Below are 22,185 nucleotides of genomic sequence, written 5' to 3'. Positions count from 1 at the left end.
GCAGATCGCTGGAAACCGGCAGCCTGTGAGAGGGCCGGGGAGAGCATGGGAGATGCCGACCTCAGTCCCCTGCCGAGGGCGGATCCTGGCATCAAGAGCTTTCACTCATGGTTCAGAAATTATTGAACGCGATGCCGTTGGTGAGTGAGGTGACACCCTTCTGTGTACCGTCGATCTTGATCGTCTGGCCCGACACATGTTTCACGTAAACGCGCATGAGGAACGTGCGGGTTCCGCAGTCGGATTCGATACGCAGGTCGGAGAGCCTGAGGTAGGCCGCGTAGTGATGCGCGTCGTCCGTGACGGTCCTTCGGGTGGAGGTGCTGTGTGTGCGGCACGCATGACCGGTTCTGTCGAGCTGGATGAACTCGAAGCGCAGGTCCACGACAGCGTTCCGGCCTCGCGCATACTCCTCCATGGTGTCCGCGCAGGAAGCCGTGCCCTTGTAACAGGTTGTCAGCTCCAGATTGGCCTGGGCGGAGACCGTGGCCGCTGCCGGGTGAGCCTGCCACTTCTGTACGGGCGTCCCGTCGCGATAGAAGACCCAGGCATCCTGAGCCGCCGTACCGTCGCCGACATACGTGCACCGGCCATCGGGGTCGGCGCTCTCGCACGAAGGGTTCTGCCACCACGATGCACCGGCCTGGTCGGTGTCGCTGACTTCCAACCAGGTGTTCCCCGCAACTGCCGTCAGATGGTGTTCGCCCGTCAGGGTTGAATAGGCCGAACCGTAGAGATAGCAGGTGTAGGCGCCTGTCACCGGGGCGGTGAGGAGCAGGTCCGCGTAAATGGGCAGATGCCCCGGTGTGGCGTACGTGTTGGTGTCATGGCCCTCATGGTTGCGTGCTGACGCCGCGATCACGCCGACGGGAGTGCCGGTCGGGCCCACACATTTGATCCGGCTGGTCATACCGATGATTCCGGTGGTGGAGCTGGTGGTCTCCAGGCGGCCGCGCAGATGTCGCTTCGCGCCGGCGGTCAGCGCCAGCGTCTTTCTGAGCAACTCGGAGGTCGTGCTACGAAGTATTTCCACATCTCTGTCGAGCGTGATGCGAGCTTTCTGGGCGCTCTCGGCCTGCGCCGTGCTCGACCAGAGTGGCAGCAGCATTATGGTCAGAGCGGCTGTGAGTATCTTTCGGATGACTGTCGGCATGAAGACGCAGGAGATTCTGTCGGCCCACCCAGAGGAATGCCCAGGAGTAGGAGAATTTTTGTGGCACGCGAACAGATCCGAAACGTGCGTGCTCCCGGGTCCGGGCTGCGGATCCCGATACCACTGCTGAAACCGCCGGTCGGAAGCGTGTAGACCCTGAGCTGCTCACCGCTGCTGCCGCGATGTGATCTTGCGTAGTGCAAGAGTGGTCGCGGTGCGGTTCTGTGGATTTCGGCAGGAGAATTCCGGGGCGTACGCAGCGGTTCTCAAGGTTCGGTCAGCGATCGTCTGCCGGAACAGCCCTTCGACTTGTTCAGGCGACGAGCTCGTCCTGCTTTGGCAGGCAGCAGTGGTCGGTCGGCGCCGAGCTGGGCGTGGGGAGGGGGTGATCTTGATGGCTGTGGCCGGGACAGGGGCTCCATCCCCTCTCCCGCAGCCGATGGCCGCCCTCGACAACGCCTCTTCACGGTTGGGTTGGGGAGACCTTCAGCGTGACGAGCGTGCGGAGAAGCGCGTTGACGCCCTCAAGAGTGGTACGCGTCGCCGTGTGCTGGTGATCGCCTGCCTCAGGGCCGTGCATTGCCCATGCACACCTTGTCCCCGTACTGGCCGCCCAGGCCGTCGATTCCGATGTTGCTGCTGAATCCACCGGCTGGAAGCGTGCGAACCTTCTTGTACGTGAAATCCGCATAACTGTAGTGCCAGACCGCGGCGTCGACCGAATTGTTGTTGGTGTACGACCGTATGTAGTTCCAGTTGGCGACCACCGCATGCGGGTCAAAACAAGAGTTGGTGCTCGCGCTGACTATCCTGTTGCCCGAAAACTTGGTCGCGTCGTAGACGCAGAGATACCCCGACGGGCAGTTCCCGGCCGCCGCGGCGGTCGGTGCCGCCATCAGTGTGCCGCTCATCGTCAGGGTGAGCATCGAAGCGGAGGCTGCGGCTTTCATCTTCCAACTCACGTGTTTTCTCCTGCTCCTCGCCGAAGTGGCCATGCAATGCAGTGGATCATGCTAACCGTCAGTCGATCCTGCAGCTGTCGGCGGGAAGAAAATGGCGTGAAACCGTCGATGACGGCCCGGCTGGAAGGGACTGGTGACTGCTGACCGGTACGGCGGGCTCCGGGCGTGCGGGTCTGGGGCAGTGAGGTCGGCGGGCTCCGCCCGGTCGATGATCCCGGTCCCCGATGCGATGATCAGTCCTTGACGGGTGGCACGCGTCGCGCACAGTGCGAACGGATCCCGTGCCGACTGTCGTCCGTGAAAGCGGCCGCCGGCTCTGGTCAGGTGCCGGGCTGCGGGGCGGCGACGAGATGCCAGGCCTGATCGCTGCCGAGGCCGACGGTTTCAACCCCCACCTTGCCGCGCCCTGAGGATGCCGATTAGGCGCTGCTTTCCGTGTCCCCGTCATGCGAAGGGGGGGCGGGGCCGAACGGTCCGGAACGCAAGCCTGTGCCGGGACAACCAGGGCACCCGTGTCTTCGTCGCCAGGACCTTCTACCGGCCGCTCGCCCTCGACGACCCCGAGGACGCCGACACGTATCTGCGCCGGGCGACCCGGAATCTCGTCACCCGCCTGCGGGTGACGACCGGCAGCCGTATCCCTCCGGTGCGGCACGGCTACCGGACGTTCACCGGCTAGGCCTCAGCGCGCTCGGTGAGCGTCCCGTCCGTCTCGTCGTACACCACGCCCGTCTGCGGGCACTCCCACGTGCCCGGCTCGTCCGCGCGCTCGACCAGCCGGACGCCGGCCTTGCCGACCCAGCCGGTCTGCCGGGCGGGTACACCGACGACCAGCGCGAAGTCCGGGACGTCCTTGGTCACGACGGCGCCCGCGGCGACCATCGCCCACCGCCCGATCCGCACGGGCGCCACGCACACCGAACGTGCCCCCAGCGACGCCCCCTCGGCGACCTTGACGCCGACGGCCTCCCAGTCGCCGCCGCGCTTCTGCTTGCCCTCCGGGTCGACGGAGCGCGGGTTGTGGTCGTTGGTGAGTACCACGGCGGGCCCGACGAAGACACCGTCGCCGAGCTCGGCGGGCTCGTACACCAAGGCGTAGTTCTGCAGCTTCACGTTGTCGCCGATCCGCACACCGCTGCCGACGTACGCGCCGCGGCCGATGACGCATCCCTCGCCGAGGCGGGCGTCCTCCCGGATCTGGGCGAGCTCCCAGACGCTGCTCCCAGCGCCGATCTCGGCGGTCTCGTCGACCTGGGCGGTGGGCTGGACCCTGTAGTTCACTGTGCGCCTTGCCTTCCACGTCCGTGCTGCGTCCTGGCGCAGGGAGCATACGTGTCCGCACGGCGGCGCGACGTGGATGAGGGGAGGGCACAGCGCCGGGGCCCCGGTTTGATTCTTCGGGGGGCGGCTCGTACCCTTGACCGTCGGCGTGTCTGCATGCATGCCAGCTCCTGAGCACCTCCCTCCCGGCCCCGGGTCGGGAGAGGCCGTTCCAGACCATCCGGTCCACTCGCGGGCTCCCACCCGTGCGGGCGGCTGGCGTCAGGGGTTTCCACGAGCGAGGAAAGAGAGATCCGCGTGTACGCCATCGTGCGCAGCGGTGGCCGCCAGCACAAGGTTGCTGTCGGTGACATCGTTGAGGTTGACAAGATTTCCACTGCCAAGGTTGGCGACACGGTCGAGCTCTCGACCCTGCTCCTGGTCGACGGCGACGCTGTGACCAGCGACCCCTGGGTCCTGGCCGGCATCAAGGTCCAGGCCGAGGTCGTGGACCACCACAAGGGCGCCAAGATCGACATCCTGCGCTACAAGAACAAGACCGGCTACCGCCGTCGTCAGGGTCACCGTCAGCAGTACACCGCGCTGAAGGTCACCGAGATCCCGTCGGCCGCGAAGTAAGGGACTGAGGAGACATGGCACACAAGAAGGGCGCATCGTCCACCCGGAACGGTCGCGACTCCAACGCTCAGCGGCTCGGCGTGAAGCGCTTCGGCGGTCAGGTCGTCAACGCCGGTGAGATCCTGGTCCGCCAGCGTGGCACCCACTTCCACCCGGGCGCGGGTGTCGGTCGCGGTGGCGACGACACGCTGTTCGCCCTGCAGGCCGGCGCGGTGCAGTTCGGCACCCACCGTGGCCGCAAGGTCGTGAACATCGTTCCGGTCGCCTGAGTAGTCGGCTGACCGAACGCTTCGCGAGGGCGGGCCTCTCTTCTCGTAATGGCGCAAGCCGTGCGGGAAGCGGGTCCGCCCTTCGCGTGTTACAGCTAGGACACCCCGTACCGAACCCGTACGTTCCGTGACGGAGCCGTACGTTTCCCCACCGCCGGAGGCACCCACCATGACCACCTTCGTAGACCGCGTCGAGCTGCATGTCGCCGCGGGTAACGGAGGCCACGGCTGCGCCTCCGTCCACCGGGAGAAGTTCAAACCGCTCGGAGGCCCCGACGGAGGCAACGGCGGTCGCGGCGGCGACGTCATCCTCGTCGTCGACCAGTCCGTCACCACGCTGCTCGACTACCACCACTCGCCGCACCGCAAGGCCACCAACGGCAAGCCCGGCGAGGGCGGCAACCGCTCGGGCAAGGACGGCCAGGACCTGATCCTGCCCGTGCCGGACGGCACCGTCATCCAGGACCGCAACGGCGAGGTGCTGGCCGACCTGGTCGGGCACGGCACCCGTTACGTCGCCGCCCAGGGCGGCCGTGGCGGCCTCGGCAACGCGGCGCTGGCCTCGGCCCGCCGCAAGGCGCCCGGCTTCGCGCTGCTCGGTGAGCCCGGGGACGTCCAGGACATCGTCCTGGAGCTGAAGACCGTCGCGGACGTGGCCCTGGTCGGCTACCCCAGCGCGGGCAAGTCCTCACTGATCTCCGTGCTGTCCGCCGCCAAGCCCAAGGTCGCGGACTACCCCTTCACCACGCTGGTGCCGAACCTCGGTGTGGTGACCGCCGGCTCCACCGTCTACACCATCGCGGACGTCCCCGGCCTCATCCCCGGTGCCAGCCAGGGCAAGGGCCTCGGTCTGGAGTTCCTGCGGCACGTCGAGCGCTGCTCCGTGCTCGTGCACGTCCTGGACACCGCGACCCTGGAGTCCCACCGCGACCCGCTGTCCGACCTCGACGCGATCGAGGAGGAGCTGCAGCAGTACGGCGGTCTGGACGACCGGCCCCGCGTGGTCGTCCTCAACAAGATCGACATCCCGGACGGCCAGGACCTCGCGGACCTGGTCCGCTCCGACCTGGAGGAACGCGGGTTCCGGGTCTTCGAGGTGTCGGCCGTCGCCCGCCAGGGCCTGAAGGAGCTCTCGTACGCCCTCGCGGAGATCGTCGCCGCCGCCCGCGCCGCCAGGCCGAAGGAGGAGGCGACCCGGATCGTCATCCGTCCGAAGGCGGTCGACGACGCGGGCTTCACCGTCACCCGCGAGGGTGAGGGACTGTTCCGGGTGCGCGGCGAGAAGCCGGAGCGCTGGGTGCGGCAGACCGACTTCAACAACGACGAGGCCGTCGGCTACCTCGCGGACCGGCTGAACCGCCTCGGTGTCGAGGAGCAGCTGATGAAGGCCGGTGCCCACGCCGGTGACGGCGTCGCCATCGGCCCCGAGGAGGACGCGGTCGTCTTCGACTGGGAGCCGACGATGATGGCCGGCGCCGAGATGCTCGGCCGCCGAGGCGAGGACCACCGCTTCGAGGCGCCGCGCCCGGCGGCGCAGCGCCGCAAGGACAAGCAGGCCGAGCGGGACGAGGCGGAGCGGGAGTACGACGAGTTCGACCCGTTCTGACGGTCCTCAGGTCTGACAGCTCCCTGTTCTGACGGTCATCGGATCTGACAGGCCGCTGTTCCGGCGGTCCGGCTGTTCCGGCGGTCCGCTGTTCCGGAAGTGAACAAGTGACGCCCGGCTTCTGACGCCGCGTCGAGGGAACGGCCCGCACGCCTGTGCGGGCCGTTCCGCCGTTCAGACGGTTTTTGGCCAATTCGTAGATGTTCGCATGGCCCGGACAGCCTTTCGGCCCTTTGTGCCCTCTACCTTCGGGGGCGGTGTGCAGCGCCCCGGTTGTCTCAGATGGCAGGGCTGATGAAGATCTCTTTCCTCATCCACACGGTCTACGGGATCGGTGGCACCATCCGTACCACGCTGAACCTCGCGGAGGAGCTGGCCGCGCGGCACGAGGTCGAGATCGTCTCGGTGTTCCGCCACCGCGACATCCCGCTCTTCACCATCGACCCGCGCATCACCGTCGTCCCGCTGGTCGACACCCGCCCCAAGTCGCCCACCTGCGAGAAGGCGCATCCCGACCAGCTGAGGTCCGCCGAGCACTTCCCGCGCAACGAGGCCCGCTACCAGGAGTACAGCAGGCTGACCGACGAGCGGGTGCGCGCCCACTACGCCCGGTCCGACGCCGATGTCGTCGTCGGCACCCGGCCCGGACTCGTGGCCTACACCGCGCAGTTCGCCCCCGAGGGCGCCGTGCTCATCGGACAGGAGCACATGACGCACCATCACCACCGGGCGGTGCTGCGCGAGGAGATGCGCCCTCACCTGGAGCGGATCGACGCGTTCGTCACCGTCTCCGAGGGCGACGCGGCGGTCTGGCGCGAGCAGATGAGGCTGTCCGGCACGCGGATAGTGTGCATCCCCAACAGCGTGCCCGAGCCGATGGTCGTACCCTCCGACCGGTCGGGCACCACCGTCGTCGCGGCCGGACGGCTCTCCAAGGAGAAGCGGTACGACGTGCTGATCAGCGCGTTCGCCCAGGTCGTGAAGGTGCGGCCGGAGTGGACGCTGCGGATCTGCGGCTGGGGCCCCGAGAAGGCCCGGCTGCGCCGCCACATCGACCGCCTGGGGCTGAACAACAGCGTGTACCTGATGGGCCCCCGCTCGCCCATCGAGCCCGAGTGGGCCAAGGGAGCCATCGCCGCCTCCACCTCCCGCCACGAGTCGTTCGGGATGACTCTCGTCGAGGCGATGCGCTGCGGCGTCCCCATGGTGAGCACCGACTGCGACTACGGACCCCGTGAGATCATCCGGGACGGCGAGGACGGACTGCTGGTGCCGGTCGGTGACGTCGACGCGGTGGCGGCGGCCCTGCTCCGGCTGATCGACGACGAGGACCTGCGGCAGACCATGGGGCGGACCGCCGTACGGAACGCCCGCCGGTTCGACCCCAGCGCCATCGCCAGGCGGTACGTCGACCTCTTCGCCGAGCTGGGTGCGGGGGAGCCGGCCGGGGGCGCGCCGGCTTCCGGCGGGGCCGCTGAAGGTGCGGCGGCCGGGGTCCCGGCTGCTGCCGGACACGGTGCCGTACGGGACGGGCGCTCGGGCCGGGGCGGTGCCGCACCCGTCGTGGACGCCGTCGCGGAGGGCGACGGGTCCGTGTCGGTGACCCTGGTCCCGGTGGGAGCCGCCCGGCGGGACGGGCTGCGCCTGGTGTGCGTACCGCACGCGGGGCCGGCGAAGAAGCGGGGCGCCGGGGAGCGGACGTATCCCTTCGGGAACGACGGCACGGCGACGATTCCGGCGGGTGACGTGTTCGCGGAGGGCACCTGGCGGTGTCACGTCGAGGGGGTGGAGGGCGGCTCGCGCGTGGCGCTCGCCGTGCGCGCGGCCGACCAGCGCGGTTCGCTGGACGCCGCCCGGCGGCAGCGGGCGGGGGAGCCGGTGCGTCACCTGGTGCCCCACCGCAGCCCGCCCGAGGGGCTGCTGGAGCTGCGCGCCTGGTCGCGGGATGTGCACGCCGAGGCCGGGGACGTCCAGGTCGCCGGGCACGACGGGGTCGCCGTCACGGGGCGGCTGTACGGGCAGGGCACGGGCGGGCCTGCCGACGGGCGGCCCGAGCTGCTGATGCGGCTCCAGGGCGGCGGGCCGGAGGGCGGGCGGGAGTCTGTTGCGCCCGGTGCGTGGCTGCCCGACGGCCGGTTCCGGCTGGTGGTGCCGCTGCACGAGCTGCAGCGGCGGGAGGGCCGTGACCGCGCGCGGCCCGACGTCTGGGAGCTGTGGATGCGGGCCTCGCCCGGGCGCGAGCCGGTGCGGATCGGCCGGGTCCTGGACGACGTGATCGCGAAGGGTGACGTCTTCACCTACCGGACCGTGCTCCGGCACCGGCCGAGGCCGCTGCTCCTCCTCCGCCGCGTCCTGCGTAAGCTGCGTGGCCGGAAGCAGCTCCTGGTGGCGATCACGCCCCTGTACGACGGAGGCAACGCCCTGAACATCCAGGTGACCGACCAGTAGCCCCCGGGGCCCCGGCCCGGAGGGTGCCCGGCCCGTGTGCTCTAGCTCACCCGGCCCCGGCCCCCGGCTCGCCCCAGCCCCGCCAACGACCCTGGTCCCACCGGTGAACAGCCGGTGTTGGCCAGGTTGTGCACACCTGCCGTCCACCTTGCGAGGCGGTCACGGAGAGTGCGACTATCGCCCCGTTCCCCCAGTCATACCAAGGTAGGTCGTTTCTGTGTCCGTGCCGCATGAAGCCAAGACCCGCACCACCGCAGTCGTGCTCGCCGGGGGTACCGGTCAGCGTGTGGGCCTCGCGATCCCCAAGCAGCTCCTGAAGATCGCAGGCAAGGCCGTCATCGAGCACACCCTCACGATCTTCCAGCAGGCCGACAGTGTCGACGACGTGATCGTGCTGATGGCACCGGGCTTCGTCGAGGACGTCGAGAAGATCGTCGCCAAGGCCGGGCTCACCAAGGTCACCAAGGTCGTCGAGGGCGGCTCCACCCGCAACGAGACCACCGAGCGCGCCATCGCCGCCCTCGGTGAGGGCCTGGCCGAGGGCGAGGACCTGAACGTCCTCTTCCACGACGCCGTGCGCCCCCTGCTGTCGCAGCGCGTCATCCAGGACTGTGTGGACGCCCTGGACCGCTACCAGGCCGTGGACGTGGCCATCCCGTCCGCCGACACCATCATCGTGACGCGTACGCACGGTGAGGACGGCGAGTTCATCACCGACGTCCCGGACCGCTCCCGGCTGCGCCGCGGCCAGACCCCGCAGGCCTTCAAGCTCTCCACGATCCGCAGGGCGTACGAGGTCGCCGCGGGCGACCCCAACTTCCAGGCGACGGACGACTGCTCCGTGGTCCTCAAGTACCTGCCGGACGTGCCGATCCACGTCGTGCCCGGCGACGAGTACAACATGAAGGTCACCCAGCCCGTCGACGTCTTCATCGCGGACAAGCTGTTCCAGCTGGCCTCCACCGCCGCCCCCGAACAGGCCGGCGAGGACGCCTACCGCGAGCAGCTCACCGGTAAGACGGTCGTCGTCTTCGGCGGCTCGTACGGCATCGGCGCCGACATCGCCGCCCTCGCCGAACGCTACGGCGCAGCCGTGTACGCGCTGGGCCGCTCCACCACCGGCACCCACGTCGAGAACCCCGAGCACATCGACGAGGCCCTGTCCAAGGCCTACGCCGACACCGGCCGTATCGACTACGTCATCAACACCGCCGGCGTCCTGCGCATCGGCAAGCTCGCGGAGACCGACAACGCCACCATCCAGGAAGCGCTGAACGTCAACTACCTGGCGCCCGTGCAGATCGCCCGGACCTCCTACAAGTACCTGGTGGAGAGCAAGGGCCAGCTGCTGCTCTACACCTCCTCCAGCTACACCCGGGGCCGTGCCGAGTACAGCCTCTACTCGTCCACCAAGGCCGCCATGGTGAACCTCACCCAGGCCCTCGCCGACGAGTGGGCAGGGGACGGCATCCGCGTGAACTGCGTCAACCCGGAGCGCACCGCGACTCCCATGCGGACGAAGGCGTTCGGCCAGGAGCCGGCCGGTTCGCTGCTGTCCTCCGAGGCGGTGGCCCGCACCTCCCTGGACGTGCTGCTGTCCGAGCTGACCGGCCACGTGATCGACGTACGGCAGCAGGACCCCACGCGTGCCGCGGGCGAGGCATCCGGCTTCGAGCAGGCCCTGGCCGCGGTCCTTGACCGCCAGGGCGATGTGTAATACTCGCTGGTCGTGAATTCCCGGGGCCCCCGTCTCAGCGCCGAAGTGAACGGCGTGTGCGGGGGCCCCGTCAGTGAAGCCCCACCTTCACGGAACCGACGCCTTGTGAAAGACCTTGTGAAGGCTTTGTGAGCATCCCTGTGCGAAGCCTTGTCAGCAAAATCGGCGTCCCCTCTGGATCTGGAGCAGGTTCTACGTGATTTCGACCGCCATTCGCCTGGCCCGCGTGGGCAGTGGGGCGGAGCTGACCGCGGCTGTCCTCCTTCTGGGAGTCGGCTACCCGGCAGTCATGCTCGCCGCGCTGATCCCGAACCTCTGGCTGTTCACGGCCGCTGGTGCCGTGACCTACCTCGCGGACTGGTACCTCCACCAGAGGCGCAGCTACCTGATCAACCGCCTCGGCCGGGTGCGGGCCGGTGTGTCCATCCGCTTCCTGCTGCGCCAGCTGCTGCTCGTCCTGCTCCTGGCCCGTGAGGGCCTGGCCGAGCAGCCCGTGTTCTACGCCGCGGTTGCCGGGTTCCTGCTCTTCTACGCGCTCCAGGCTCCGCACGGCGCCCTCACCCAGCTGATCCAGCTGCGCCGCACCCTGCCGATCGCCACCCGCAACATCGACCTGCACGCCGTGCGCATCCCCGACGCGCCGCCGCGCGTCCTGCTGCACCGCGCCGGCGAGAAGATGCTGCACCTCGACGTGTTCGCCGTGGTCGGTGTCATCGCCGCCGTCGCCACCGGCCAGGACGTCCTCGCGTACGCCGGTGTCGCCGCCACCCTGGGCCTCGCCGTCCTCAACACGCTGATCCTGGCCCCGTACCTGCGCCGCAAGCGGCGCGCGCCCTCGGCTGCCGCGGTGTTCAAGGCCGTCGACGCCTGGCTGGGCGAGTACCAGCCGACCGTCGCGCTCTACTTCTCCGGCTCCGCCGACTCCGCGTACCAGGTCAACATGTGGCTGGAGACCATGGAGGAGATCGACGGGCGGCCGATCATCATCATGCGTGAGCGGAAGCTCGTCCAGAAGCTCGGTGACACGAACGTGCCAGTGCTGTGCGTCCCCGGCGCCCAGCACCTGATGGCCATGGACCTGTCGACGATCCGCGTCGCGCTGTACGCCGCCAACGTCGGCAAGAACATCCACATGCTGCGCGAGCCGAACATGAAGCACGTCTTCATCGGCCACGGCGACAGCGACAAGCTCGCCAGCGTCAACCCGTACTCCAAGGTGTACGACGAGGTCTGGACCGCAGGCCGGGCGGGGCGCGACCGCTACGCCCTCGCGGACGTCGGTGTCCGGGACGAGGACATCGTCGAGGTCGGGCGCCCGCAGCTCGCTCCCATCCAGTCGTGGACCGGCACTCCGAAGAACGCCGTCCCCACCGTGCTGTACGCCCCCACCTGGGAGGGCTGGGACGGCAATCCGGGCAACACCTCACTGATGTCGGCCGGGGAGAACATCGTCCGGCGGCTGCTCGACGCCGCCGCCCCGGTCCGGGTCGTCTACAAGCCGCACCCCTTCACCGGCATCGTCGACAAGAAGGCCGCGGCGGCCGACAGGCGCATCAAGGCGATGATCGCGGAGGCCAACACCCGCCGCGCCGCCGAGCCGCGCTGGGCGAAGGAGAGCGCCGCCGCGGAGGCCGGTCAGGCCGCCGCCCGCGCCGACCTGGTCCGTATCGAGGCCCGCCTCGAAGCGCTCGCCCACACCGGCCGCGACGGCGCCGACGAGGCCGAGACCTCCCGCACCTCCCTCGCCGACCCGCACCGCCTCGCGGAGATCAAGCGGCTGCGCGCCGAATGGAACGACGCCTACTGGCGGTCCTTCGGCTGGTGGGAGCACCGGGTGGTCACCGGCGCCGAGCCGAAACTGTACGACTGCTTCAACGAGTCCGACGCGATGGTCTCCGACATCTCGAGTGTCGTCTCCGACTTCATCGCGAGCGGCAAGCCGTACGCGGTGACCGACTCCGCGGCGGTCGGCGCCGAGGAGTTCAAGCAGCAGAACACCGCGGTGCGCGCCGCCGTCATCCTGGACAACGGCGCCGCCGGGCTGGACGAGCTGCTGGCCGCGGTGGCCGACCCGGCCGCCGACAGGCTGGCGCAGGACCGGCGCGACCTCAAGCGCTACCTGCTGGGCCCGGACGAACCCACGTCCATGGAGCAGTTCAACGCGGCGGTGCGCGCACTGGCCGCCAAGGCGGAGGCCCGCAACGAAGGCGTCGCGCGGCGGCTGGCCGGGCAGCGGCTCGGGGAACTGGACCGCGAGGACGGCGCGCCGGCCGCGTCCGCCCCCGTCTCCGCGACGGACGACGACACGGACGGGACCGGGGCGGCTCCGGCATCCGCTCCCCGCGCGGGCGCGGACCCCGAGGGCGACGCCGAGATCGTGAAGGCCGCGCAGGACGCGGCCGGTGACGCCGAGACGACGCCGGTGGGCTGAGGCCGCGGCCGGCGGCTCACGGGACGGCGCGGTGTGGGGAGACCGGCCCGGTTCCGTTGTGGAACCGGGCCGGAAAGCTGTCCGGAAAGCTGTCCATCCGATGAAACGAAGGCGCGTCGGCCGCCCTGGTTCGCGTAGATTCAGCACGTGACAACGGCAAGGCAGACAGTGGCACAGGCAGTGGCCCGGCAGCAGGTGACGGAAGCCCGCAGGATCGTCGTCAAGGTGGGATCCTCCTCGCTGACCACCGCCTCCGGCGGACTCGACGCCGACCGCGTCGACGCGCTCGTCGACGTGATGGCGAAGGTCAGGGGCACCGGCCCGGGCGGCGGCCCGGCCGCCTCCCGGGAGATAGTCCTCGTCTCCTCCGGCGCCATCGCTGCAGGTCTCGCCCCGCTCGGCCTCACCCGCCGCCCCCACGACCTCGCCGGCCAGCAGGCCGCGGCCAGCGTCGGGCAGGGCCTCCTCGTCGCCCGCTACACCGCCTCCTTCGCCCGCTACGGCGTCCGCGTCGGCCAGGTGCTGCTCACCGGCGACGACATGAGCCGCCGCGCCCACTACCGCAACGCCTACCGCACCCTGGACCAGCTGCTGTCCATGGGCGCCTTCCCGATCGTCAACGAGAACGACACCGTCGCCACGGACGAGATCCGGTTCGGGGACAACGACCGGCTCGCCGCGCTCGTCGCCCACCTCGTCCGCGCCGACCTGCTGGTGCTGCTCTCCGACGTCGACGGGCTGTACGACGGCGACCCCAGCAGGCCCGGCACGTCCCGGATCGAGGAGGTCCGCGGCCCGGAGGACCTCGCCGGGGTGGAGATCGGCTCCGTCGGAAAGGCCGGGGTCGGCACCGGCGGCATGGTCACCAAGGTCGAGGCCTCCCGGATCGCCGCGGGCGCCGGGATCCCCGTGGTGCTCACCTCCGCCAGCCGCGCCGCCGACGCTCTCGCGGGGCGCGACACCGGCACGTACTTCCACCCCACCGGGCGCCGCTCGGCGGGCCGTCTGCTGTGGCTCGCCCATGCCTCGGCCCCGACCGGCACCCTCACGCTCGACGACGGAGCCGTACGCGCCGTCGTGCACGGCAAGAAGTCGCTGCTGCCCGCCGGAATCGCCGCGGTGGAGGGCGAGTTCGGGGCGGGCGACCCGGTCGAGATGCGCGACACCGACGGGCGGCTCGTCGCCCGGGGGCTGGTCAGCTTCGACGCGAAGGAGCTCCCGCAGCTGCTGGGACGTTCCACCCGAGACCTGGCGAAGGAACTGGGTCCGGCATACGAGAGAGAAGTCGTACACAGGGACGATCTGGTCGTACTGCACCCCTGGAACGGCTGAAAGTACGGTCAACCCGTCGAGACCTTCCCCAAAACGGCCCCATGCCCCGTCCGGGGCTGGTCAACTTTGTCTGGGGGGTAAGGCGGGGTGACAGCAGGAGAACGCATCAACAGGAGGCCGCCGGTGAGACGACCGCGCCCAGGGGCCGGGCCCCGCGGGACGACCGAACGCGCCTTGACGAGTGTCGAGGCGGGGGCCGATTTCGGCGAGGGCCGGCGGCTGGCCGGTGCCGGCGGTACGGACGGCGGCGCCGGAGCCGTCTCGGCCACCGGCGCGGGTGAGTCCGCGCGGGACCGGTCGGTGTCCCGTCTGTGGCACATCACGCTCAGCGTGTCGGGCCGGGAGGCCCCGCTGAACGAGGTCCGGCGGGCTCTCGAACAGCTCGCCCACGACCACCCCTTCCTGCTGACCAGCAGGTACGCCGCCGATCACGCCGAGATCCGCTACTGGGAGGAGGCCCGCGACCTGCACGACGCCGCGGCCGTGGCGCTCCGGCTGTGGGGTGAGCACCGGCACACCGCGAAGCTGCCGCCGTGGGAGATCGTCGGGCTGGAGGTCATCGACCGCGAGACCTATCACCAGCGCGTGGCCGAGGGTTACGGCCCGCCGCCCGCCTCACCGGTGGGCGTCCACCCTTACTGAGGAGGCCGACGGGCGGGTGCCGGCCGGACCGGGCTCTCCCGTACCGTCTTGCGCCGGTCTCCTGCCGTCTCGCAGGGCGGGACGGGGCAGGAGGCATGAGGGGCGCCCGGCGCGGGCGCATTACCCTGCGGATATGAGCTCGCACTCCGCCTCTCCGCCGATCAACCCGTACGACAACATGACGCCGGTCACCCAGGCCGCCTACCGGGCCCGGGCAGCCGCCGCCGAGATCGCGCCACTGCCGCGCGCGGCCAAGGACGACGCCCTGCTCGCCGTGGCCGACGCCCTGGAAGTCCGTACGGCCGAGATCGTCCAGGCCAACGCCGAGGACGTGGCGAAGGCCCGGGAGGCGGGCACCCCCGAGTCGGTCATCGACCGGCTGACGCTCACCCCCGAGCGGGTCCGCGCCATCGCCGCCGACGTCCGCCATGTCGCCGCGCTGCCCGACCCGGTCGGGGAGGTCGTCCGCGGCTCGACCCTCCCCAACGGTCTCGACCTGCGTCAGGTCCGCGTCCCGCTGGGCGTCGTCGGCATCATCTACGAGGCCCGGCCGAATGTGACGGTCGACGCGGCGGCGCTGTGCCTGAAGGCCGGCAACGCCGTGCTGCTGCGCGGCTCGTCCTCCGCGTACGCCTCCAACACGGCGCTGGTGCGGGTCCTGCGGGACGCCGTCGGCGGCGCCGGGCTTCCCGCCGACGCCGTGCAGCTGGTGCCCGGCGAGTCCCGCGACTCGGTGCGGGAGCTGATGCGGGCCCGCGGCCTGGTCGACGTCCTGATCCCGCGCGGCGGCGCCTCCCTGATCCGCACGGTCGTCGAGGAGTCCACGGTCCCCGTCATCGAGACCGGCACCGGCAACTGCCATGTGTACGTGGACGCCGAGGCCGATCTCGACATGGCGGTCGACATCCTGGTCAACTCCAAGGCCCAGCGGGTGAGCGTCTGCAACGCCGCCGAGACCCTGCTCGTCCACCAGGACATCGCGGAGGAGTTCCTGCCGCGCGCCCTGGACGCGCTGGCCGAGGCGGGCGTCACCGTCCACGGCGACGAGCGGGTCGTGGGGCTTGCCGGAGGATCGAAGGCCATGGTGGTTCCGGCGACCGCCGAGGACTGGGAGACCGAGTACCTGTCGTACGACATCGCCGCGGCCGTCGTCGACTCGCTGGACGCCGCCGTCGCCCACATCCGGCTGTGGACCTCCGGCCACACCGAGGCGATCGTCACCACCTCCCAGGCCGCCGCCCGGCGCTTCACCCAGTTGGTCGACTCGACGACGGTGGCCGTGAACGCCTCGACGCGGTTCACGGACGGTGGTCAGTTCGGCTTCGGTGCGGAGATCGGCATCTCCACGCAGAAGCTGCACGCCCGGGGCCCGATGGGCCTGCCGGAACTCACGTCCACCAAGTACATCGTCACGGGCGACGGCCACATCCGGTAACCGGACCGAGTCGGGGGCAGGGGGCGGCTTTCACGCTTCCCCCTGCCGTGACCCCTGCCCCCGGTCTAGTCTGGACACGTGCCGGACGACGTGGGGGGCAGGCCGTTTCCGGACGGCCGGGAGCCCGACGACGACCGCGGAGGCGCCGACGAGGAACTCGCCTCCGTGGTGTTCGACGAGGACTTCGTACGAGCGGCGAGATTCCACGAGCCGACAGCCGTGGAGAGACTCGTCGCCGCCGCCCAGGCCCGCGCCGACGCGGACTCCGCGGCGGGTGGACGAGGCGGCCGGGGCACCGCCCACGAGGACGACCCGTACGGCGGCCCCCACGCCCCGTACCACTCCGCCGGGCACGGCCCCGCGTACGGCGACGACCCCTGCGGCCCCGCCCCCGATCCGTACGGTCCCTACGGCGGCTCCCTGCGCCCCTATCGCCCGGGCGGCCGCTGGTGCCGGCCGGTCGCCTGGATCGTGGCGCTCCTGATGGGGCTCGGTATGGTCGCCCTCGCCTTCACAGCGGTGTACCGCGGCTCGTCCGCCGCCGACCGCGAGGACCAGATCCCGGCCCCGACGACGACGGACGCGCCACGGGGGGAGACCCCGCAGATCACCCCCGCCCCCGCCCCGCCGCTCCTCCCCGCCGGCCCCCGCTCCACCTCCTGAGCCTGCTCTGCCCGCCCTTTCCCGCCGCCGCCCCGCCGACGGTGTCGTCCCCCGGCGGCCTGCCTGGCCGGGCGGGGTCACGCCGGTGTCCCAGCCGTATTCGACGGTGTGCCGTGCCACCCCGCCCGCGCGGCCCTCCTTCCTCACCCGGCGCGCACAGCCGGGTCCACAGGCGTCGGCACCCCCAGACGCGCCTCCACCTCGGCCGCCGCGTCCAGGCACAGGTCCTCCCGGTACGCGCGCCCGATGAGCTGCACGCCTGTGGGCAGGCCCGCGTCCAGGCCGGCCGGCACGGCCACGGCCGGTACGCCGACGAGGCTGCTCGCCGTGCAGAGCCGCATCCCCGCCCGCACCCGCAGATTGCCCGCCCCGTCGCGGGACTCCAGGCCCGGCTCGACGGGCGGCTCGGTGAACACCGGGCCCAGCACCAGCGGGTACCGCTCCAGGAACCGCGCCCAGCTCCGCCGCAGGCCCAGCACCCGGCCCGTCAGGCCGATGTACCCGGACAGGTCCACCGCCTCCACCTCAGGCAGCCGCAGTTCGACGAACCGCCGCTCCTCCGGGGCCAGCACCTCCCGCACAACGGGCCAGGTCTGCGCGAACTCGGCCATCAGCAGCCGGTCGTACACCTCCAGGGCCTCCTCCAGCCGAGGCACATCGGGGACCTCCTCGACCGCGTACCCGGCGTCGGCCAGCACATCCGCCGCCCGTCCCACCGCGTCCCGCACCGAGGGGTGTGTGCCCAGCCCGCCGGGGTCGCTGACGACGGCGACCCGGACCGGCCCCTTCAGGGGTGCTCCACGCAACGGCACCGGCACGGCGCGCGGGTCCCCCGGATCGGCGCCCGCCAGGACGTCGAACGCGAGCCGCAGGTCCGCGACCGTACGGGCGAGCGGCCCGTCCACCACGCACAGCTGAGCCCCCAGCGGTGGGTCGTCCGGGCCCATGCGGTGGTCCGCAGCGCACCTCCCGTATGTGGGCTTGAGCGCGGCCGTCCCGCAGAACGCGGCGGGGATACGCACCGAGCCCCCCGCGTCGTTGCCGAGCCCCAGCCCAGCCATTCCGCAGGCCACGGCCACCCCGTCGCCGCCACTGGATCCGCCGGGCGTGCGCCCTGCGTCCCACGGGTTGACCGTGTCCCCGGACAGCTGACTGCGTGTGTGCATACCGGCCAGCGTGAGCGTCGGCATGTTGCTGTGTCCGACCGGTATGGCCCCCGCGGCCCGCAGCCTGGCCACGGGTGGTGCGTCCGCCGGTGCCACGGCCTCCTTGAAGCGGATCGCTCCATGGGTCGTGGGCACGCCCCGTATCGCGAGGCTCTCCTTGACCGTGAAGCACACGCCGACGAGCGGAGGCAGCGCCTCGCCCCGCTCCCGCCGCCGGTCCAGCCCGGCCGCGGCCTCCCTCGCCTCGCCGGCCAGCAGCCGCGTGACCGCGTTCACCTCGGGGTTCACCTCGGTGATCCGCGCCAGGTGGCTCTCCACCAGCTCCGCCGCCGAGACCCGCCCGTCGTGCACGGCTGCCGCCTGCTCCCCGGCAGTCCGGGTCCACCAGGCCCGGTCCTCCGGGCGGGGTTTCCCCTCCCACGTCACGCTCATCCGTCTCACGTCCTCCATCCGGCGTCGGTCACCGCCATCCTTAACCGATGCACCTGCATCGGTTTATGTAGCCGCTAGGCTAACGCTTAGCGATGCGGATGCATCGGAATATTCGACGGGACGAAGGCCTGGCTGACGGCGGGACCGGCCGACCGGCGGGTCGCCGGACTGAGGACCGGTCGGCCGCCGGGCCGAGTGCGGAGTCGGGGGCTCGGGCCGAGAGGTAGGGGAGAGCAGTCCATGCCACGCCAGGTTGACCACGCCGGCCGGCGTCGCCGGATCGCGGAGGCCGTCTGCCGACTGGCCGACGAGCGCGGCCTGGAGGGCGTCACGCTGCGCGACGTGGCCGCCCGTGCCGAGGTCTCGATGGGAGCCGTGCAGCGCTGCTTCCGCACCAAGGAGCAGATGCTCGTCTTCGCCCTCACCCACGTCGGGGAAGCGGTCACCGCCCGGATCCGCACCCGCCCGGCCGCGGACCCCCGGGCCGGCCTGGAGCAGGCTGCCGCCGAGATCTCCCTCCTGTCCCCGGAGCGCCGTGCCGAAGCCCGCGTCTGGCTCGCGTTCGTCGCCCAGGCCGCCGTCACGCCGTCACTGGCCGACATTCTCCGTGACAGCTACCGGGAGTTGCACGCCCTGTTCAGCCGCCTCCTCGCCGACGCGGGAGCCCCCGACCCAGAGTCCGAGGCCCAGGCCCTCCTGGCTCTCGCGGACGGGCTGACCACCCATGTGCTCATCGGCCACCTCACTCCCGAAACCGCGCGCGACACGCTCGGCGGGCATCTGCGCGGCGTTCTCGGCCGCCCCCTCCCGTCCCCTCCCGACCGTCCCGCCCGCAACTGACGCCACGGCCGTCCTGCTTACCGCAGATGGACCAACCGCTCATCCGTCCTGGGTGGTTGACGCCCGGCAGGGCGTTTACCGGAGAGCCCCCGGACCTACCCATAAGGTATGGCAGGGAGTGTCGACCCGCCCGACGGGACACCCGACGGCACACCTGAGGGACGTCCCGGCGGCGGCGAGGACGAGTACCGGTCCGTCGTCTTCGACGAGTCGTTCATCCGTGCTGCCCGTCTTCGGGAACTCTCCGCCCAGGAACGCCTGGACGACCAGACCCACCAGCCCGTCCGCCCTCGTCTCACCCCCGGCGGGCAGAGCGCAGCCGATCCCGGACCCGCTCCCGAGCGCCACAGACCGCGCCACGCATCCCGAACCGGCGCCCTGGCCCTCGTACTCGTGGTCGCCATGGTCTTCGCCGTCACCGTCCACCTCGCCTCCCGGGCTCCCGACGGCCCGCCCCCGACGCGCCGCGCCGAACCGGCCCGGGTCACCCTCGTCGCGCTCGCCCCCCTGGGGCCCGTTCCCGGCGGTACCCCCGCTGACCTGTACGCCCGTAGCCCCGCCGCCCGGCACCGCACCGGCGCCGCCGGCATCAGCCCCCCACCCGCCCGGCGCACCGCTCATTTCACCAGCAGCCAGGTCCTGGCCGCCCTGAGCATCGCCAAGGACTACCTGGTGCAGTCCTCCCTGGACCCCGACGTCCTCCGCGGCGCCACCGTCCGACGCGTACGCCTGCTGCTGGACCCCGATCTGCTGGCCCAGTTCGACCGGAGTGCCGACTCTCCGGCCGCCGACGGCCGCCACGCGACGGGCGGCTGGCTCATCCGCCTGGACCCGGCCCATGCCGCCCTCGCGGATCCGGCGATCCGCGTGAACGGCGCCCTCCGGGTGACCGAAACCTCCCCCGGCGCCCTGGAGGTCACCTCCGACCACACCTTCACCTATGCCCTACGCCCCGCCAACCCCGCCCCCGCTCCGAAGTCCGGGCCCGCTCCCGGCCCAGGTTCCTCCCCGGCCCCCGGCCCCGGCTCCATCCCGATCGCGGTCTCAGGTACGGACTCGGGCTCTGTCCCAGCCTCAGATGCCGGCCCCGGCACGGTTTCGGTCCCGGGCTCCGGCCCTGATTCCGGCGGCAGCCCTGCTCCCGGACCGGTCGCGGCCCCGGGCGCAGGTCCCGGTCCCGCTTCGGAGCCCGCCTCGGGGGGTCCCGGTTCAGGCTCCGGCCCTGCTCCCGGTCACGGTCCCGGCTCCAGTCCTGGCCCGGCGACCGATGCCGGAGCGAGTGCTGAGGCCCGGTCCGGAGCCGGGTCCGCAGACGCCTCACTGTTCACCGTCCGGCGGGAGCTGCGGTTCCGATTCGACCGCGACGACCTGCGCCTGCACCGCGCCGAACTTGTCACCAGCCATCTGTGGGCGGGCCCCATGGACTGCGCGGCCGACCTGGCGGGTGCCCTGCGCCCCCTCCTGGCCGGCCGGAGGGCCACCACTACCACGGCTCCGTCCACCGACCCGTACGCCCCGGGCCCCGTCGCGTCGGCCCCGCTGTGCGCCCCCCTGGCCACCGGCGCCCGGCCGGCAGTACCGCAGCCGAGCGCCCCGCAGTCCACAACGTCACGGCCGGGGGTCCCGAGGTCGGCATCCCTGCTGCGGCAACGCGCCCAGAACTCCGCACTCCCGCAGCCGGGTGTCCCTCCGCCCGCACCCCAGCAGTCAAGTGGCTCACGGCCCGCAGGCCCGCCGAAGCCCGGGTAACCGCAGCCCCGCAGCCCGTGGCCGGGTCCTCAGGGACAGGGCTCCCCGCGGGCGCGCAGCCGCAGACACGCGCCCCGGGAGGGCACCCGGGACACCCGGCCCGCGGCTCCACACGTCACGGGCCGAAGCGTGCAGCCCCTCACCCTGCGGGTGCGGAGCCGACCGGTCTGCTTCCCGCACCGCACCCCGCGGGCGCGGCGGTCCGGCGGCGCTCCGGCCGGAGCCTCCGCCCGGAGCGCGTGAGGGATCAGACCGTGCCGGTGCCGTCGGCCTGGGTGCCACCCTTGCCGTCGGCGCTTCCGCCGCCCGGCCGGGGCGAGCCGTTGCCCGTGAACTTCTCGAACAGCTTGCCGCCGAGGTCACCCGCGCCGCCGGCTATGTCGCCGACGAGCTTCATGAGCGGATCCTTGCTGGTCCGTACCGTGTCGGCGTAGTGGCTCGCGGACTCCTTGAAGGAGCCCGACACGGATGTGTCCTTGTCCTCCGACCGCCGCGCGTAGTGACCGTCCATGATCCGCTGGTAGTCGCGGCTCTCCGACCACCGCTTCAGTTCCGCCGCCCGCACCGCCGTGAACGGGTGCGAGCGCGGCAGCACATTGAGGATCTTGAGGACCGAGTCCCGCAGGTCGCCGCCCGCCTCGTACTCCTCGGCCTGCGCCAGGAACGCGTCCACGTTCATCTCGTGCAGGTGGTGGCCGCCCGCCAGTTTCATGAGGCCGCGCATCGACGCCTGGAGGTCCTGGCCGACCAGCAGGCCCGCCCGGTCGGCCGACAGCTCCGACTTCCTGAACCACTCGCGCAGCGCAGTGACGATCGCCATGATCGCCATGTTGCCGAGCGGAATCCACGCCACCTTCAGCGCCAGATTGGTGAGGAACAGCAGGACCGTGCGGTACACGGCGTGGCCGGACAGGGCGTGGCCCACCTCATGCCCGACGACGGCCCGCATCTCCTCCTCGTCCAGCAGCTCCACCAGCCCCGTGGTCACCACGATGATCGGTTCGTCCAGGCCGATACACATGGCGTTGGGCTTCGGGTCCTGCGTGACGTACATCGGTGGGACCTTCTCCAGGTCCAGGATGTAGCAGGCGTCCCGCAGCATGTCGTTGAGGTGGGCGAACTGCGCGTCGCTCACCCGCACGGAGTCGGACAGGTACAGCAGGCGCAGGCTGCGCTCGGGCAGCAGGCCGCTCAAGGCCTTGAACACGGTGTCGAAGCCGCTGAGCTTGCGCAGAGCGACCAGCGCGGAGCGGTCGGCCGGATGTTCGTAGGCGCGGGAGGAGATCCCGGGGAAACGTGCGCGCCGACGGCTCGGCACCTTCTCGTGATCGTTCTCGCGGTCGTTCGCGGTCATCGATGCCCCCTGATTCATACGAGATGCGAGAGATGTAGCGGTATCCCGGTTGTGTCTCGTCCCCCTGATGCCCCAAGAGTAGGCGCT

The 22,185-nt window shown here is 71.2% G+C and carries 18 protein-coding genes; 13 read left to right on the top strand and 5 right to left on the bottom strand.

The genetic code is table 11. The annotated features are described in order from the left end of the window. Window positions 1-112: 112 nt before the first annotated feature. Both I3F58_RS21030 and I3F58_RS21025 read right to left on the bottom strand, forming a co-directional pair. Complete coding sequence (locus tag I3F58_RS21030; protein WP_240110214.1) at window positions 113-1,108, bottom strand: hypothetical protein; 996 nt, start codon at window positions 1,106-1,108, stop codon at window positions 113-115. A gap of 611 nt (window positions 1,109-1,719) precedes the next feature. After that, complete coding sequence (locus tag I3F58_RS21025) at window positions 1,720-2,115, bottom strand: peptidase inhibitor family I36 protein (protein WP_240110213.1); 396 nt, start codon at window positions 2,113-2,115, stop codon at window positions 1,720-1,722. 412 nt (window positions 2,116-2,527) lie between these two features. Between I3F58_RS21025 and I3F58_RS21020 the strand changes: the two genes are divergently transcribed. Further along, complete coding sequence (locus I3F58_RS21020) at window positions 2,528-2,794, top strand: hypothetical protein (RefSeq protein ID WP_240110212.1); 267 nt, start codon at window positions 2,528-2,530, stop codon at window positions 2,792-2,794. On the opposite strand, the gene I3F58_RS21015 is transcribed toward I3F58_RS21020, so the two are convergent. Next, window positions 2,791-3,396, bottom strand: a complete 606-nt coding sequence (locus I3F58_RS21015; protein ID WP_240110211.1) for an acyltransferase — start codon at window positions 3,394-3,396, stop codon at window positions 2,791-2,793. The two genes, I3F58_RS21020 and I3F58_RS21015, sit on opposite strands and share 4 nt — an antisense overlap. A 297-nt stretch (window positions 3,397-3,693) precedes the next feature. On the opposite strand from I3F58_RS21015, the gene rplU reads away from it, so the two are divergent. The 10 genes from rplU to I3F58_RS20965 all read left to right on the top strand — a co-directional run bounded on the left by rplU (window position 3,694) and on the right by I3F58_RS20965 (window position 16,557). Continuing rightward, window positions 3,694-4,014, top strand: a complete 321-nt coding sequence (rplU, locus tag I3F58_RS21010; RefSeq protein WP_240110210.1) for a 50S ribosomal protein L21 — start codon at window positions 3,694-3,696, stop codon at window positions 4,012-4,014. A 14-nt stretch (window positions 4,015-4,028) separates the two neighbouring features. Further along, window positions 4,029-4,283: a 50S ribosomal protein L27 gene (rpmA, locus tag I3F58_RS21005; RefSeq protein ID WP_110628143.1), complete on the top strand. Its 255-nt coding sequence runs from the start codon at window positions 4,029-4,031 to the stop codon at window positions 4,281-4,283. Between the two features lie 169 nt (window positions 4,284-4,452). Then, window positions 4,453-5,889 (top strand): GTPase ObgE, encoded by a 1,437-nt coding sequence (obgE, locus tag I3F58_RS21000; RefSeq protein WP_240110209.1) that lies wholly within the window; start codon window positions 4,453-4,455, stop codon window positions 5,887-5,889. Between the two features lie 294 nt (window positions 5,890-6,183). Further along, window positions 6,184-8,337: a glycosyltransferase family 4 protein gene (locus I3F58_RS20995; protein WP_240110208.1), complete on the top strand. Its 2,154-nt coding sequence runs from the start codon at window positions 6,184-6,186 to the stop codon at window positions 8,335-8,337. 217 nt (window positions 8,338-8,554) lie between these two features. After that, window positions 8,555-10,054 (top strand): bifunctional cytidylyltransferase/SDR family oxidoreductase, encoded by a 1,500-nt coding sequence (locus I3F58_RS20990; RefSeq protein WP_240110207.1) that lies wholly within the window; start codon window positions 8,555-8,557, stop codon window positions 10,052-10,054. 196 nt (window positions 10,055-10,250) lie between these two features. Then, on the top strand, window positions 10,251-12,485 hold the full coding sequence (locus tag I3F58_RS20985) for a hypothetical protein (RefSeq protein WP_240110206.1): 2,235 nt from the start codon (window positions 10,251-10,253) through the stop codon (window positions 12,483-12,485). A 195-nt stretch (window positions 12,486-12,680) separates the two neighbouring features. Beyond that, complete coding sequence (proB, locus tag I3F58_RS20980) at window positions 12,681-13,817, top strand: glutamate 5-kinase (RefSeq protein WP_240110223.1); 1,137 nt, start codon at window positions 12,681-12,683, stop codon at window positions 13,815-13,817. Window positions 13,818-13,940: 123 nt separating this feature from the next. Continuing rightward, window positions 13,941-14,459, top strand: a complete 519-nt coding sequence (locus I3F58_RS20975) for a hypothetical protein (RefSeq protein WP_240110205.1) — start codon at window positions 13,941-13,943, stop codon at window positions 14,457-14,459. A 133-nt stretch (window positions 14,460-14,592) separates the two neighbouring features. Continuing rightward, window positions 14,593-15,894, top strand: a complete 1,302-nt coding sequence (locus I3F58_RS20970) for a glutamate-5-semialdehyde dehydrogenase (RefSeq protein ID WP_240110204.1) — start codon at window positions 14,593-14,595, stop codon at window positions 15,892-15,894. A gap of 78 nt (window positions 15,895-15,972) precedes the next feature. Next, window positions 15,973-16,557, top strand: a complete 585-nt coding sequence (locus tag I3F58_RS20965; RefSeq protein WP_240110203.1) for a hypothetical protein — start codon at window positions 15,973-15,975, stop codon at window positions 16,555-16,557. A 143-nt stretch (window positions 16,558-16,700) separates the two neighbouring features. Here I3F58_RS20965 and I3F58_RS20960 read toward each other — a convergent pair whose 3' ends face one another. Continuing rightward, the gene (locus I3F58_RS20960) at window positions 16,701-18,155 is read right to left on the bottom strand and encodes an amidase (protein ID WP_240110202.1); all 1,455 of its coding nucleotides are present in this window, start codon (window positions 18,153-18,155) and stop codon (window positions 16,701-16,703) included. A 240-nt stretch (window positions 18,156-18,395) separates the two neighbouring features. Here I3F58_RS20960 and I3F58_RS20955 point away from each other — a divergent pair, with 240 nt between their 5' ends. Together I3F58_RS20955 and I3F58_RS20950 are read left to right on the top strand one after the other, a co-directional pair. Beyond that, window positions 18,396-18,995 carry a TetR/AcrR family transcriptional regulator gene (locus I3F58_RS20955; protein ID WP_240110201.1) on the top strand — a complete coding sequence of 200 codons (600 nt, stop codon included), beginning with the start codon at window positions 18,396-18,398 and terminating at the stop codon, window positions 18,993-18,995. Between the two features lie 108 nt (window positions 18,996-19,103). Next, window positions 19,104-20,744, top strand: coding sequence for a hypothetical protein (locus I3F58_RS20950; protein ID WP_240110200.1), 1,641 nt, complete (start codon window positions 19,104-19,106; stop codon window positions 20,742-20,744). Window positions 20,745-20,991: 247 nt separating this feature from the next. On the opposite strand, the gene I3F58_RS20945 is transcribed toward I3F58_RS20950, so the two are convergent. Then, window positions 20,992-22,098, bottom strand: a complete 1,107-nt coding sequence (locus tag I3F58_RS20945; protein WP_240110199.1) for a M48 family metallopeptidase — start codon at window positions 22,096-22,098, stop codon at window positions 20,992-20,994. Between the last annotated feature and the right edge of the window lie 87 nt (window positions 22,099-22,185).

This window comes from Streptomyces sp. MUM 203J (assembly GCF_022414595.1).
GTDB lineage: Bacteria > Actinomycetota > Actinomycetes > Streptomycetales > Streptomycetaceae > Streptomyces.
The sequence above is the reverse complement of the archived record's forward strand: the minus strand, read 5'-3'. Positions and strand labels throughout refer to the sequence as shown.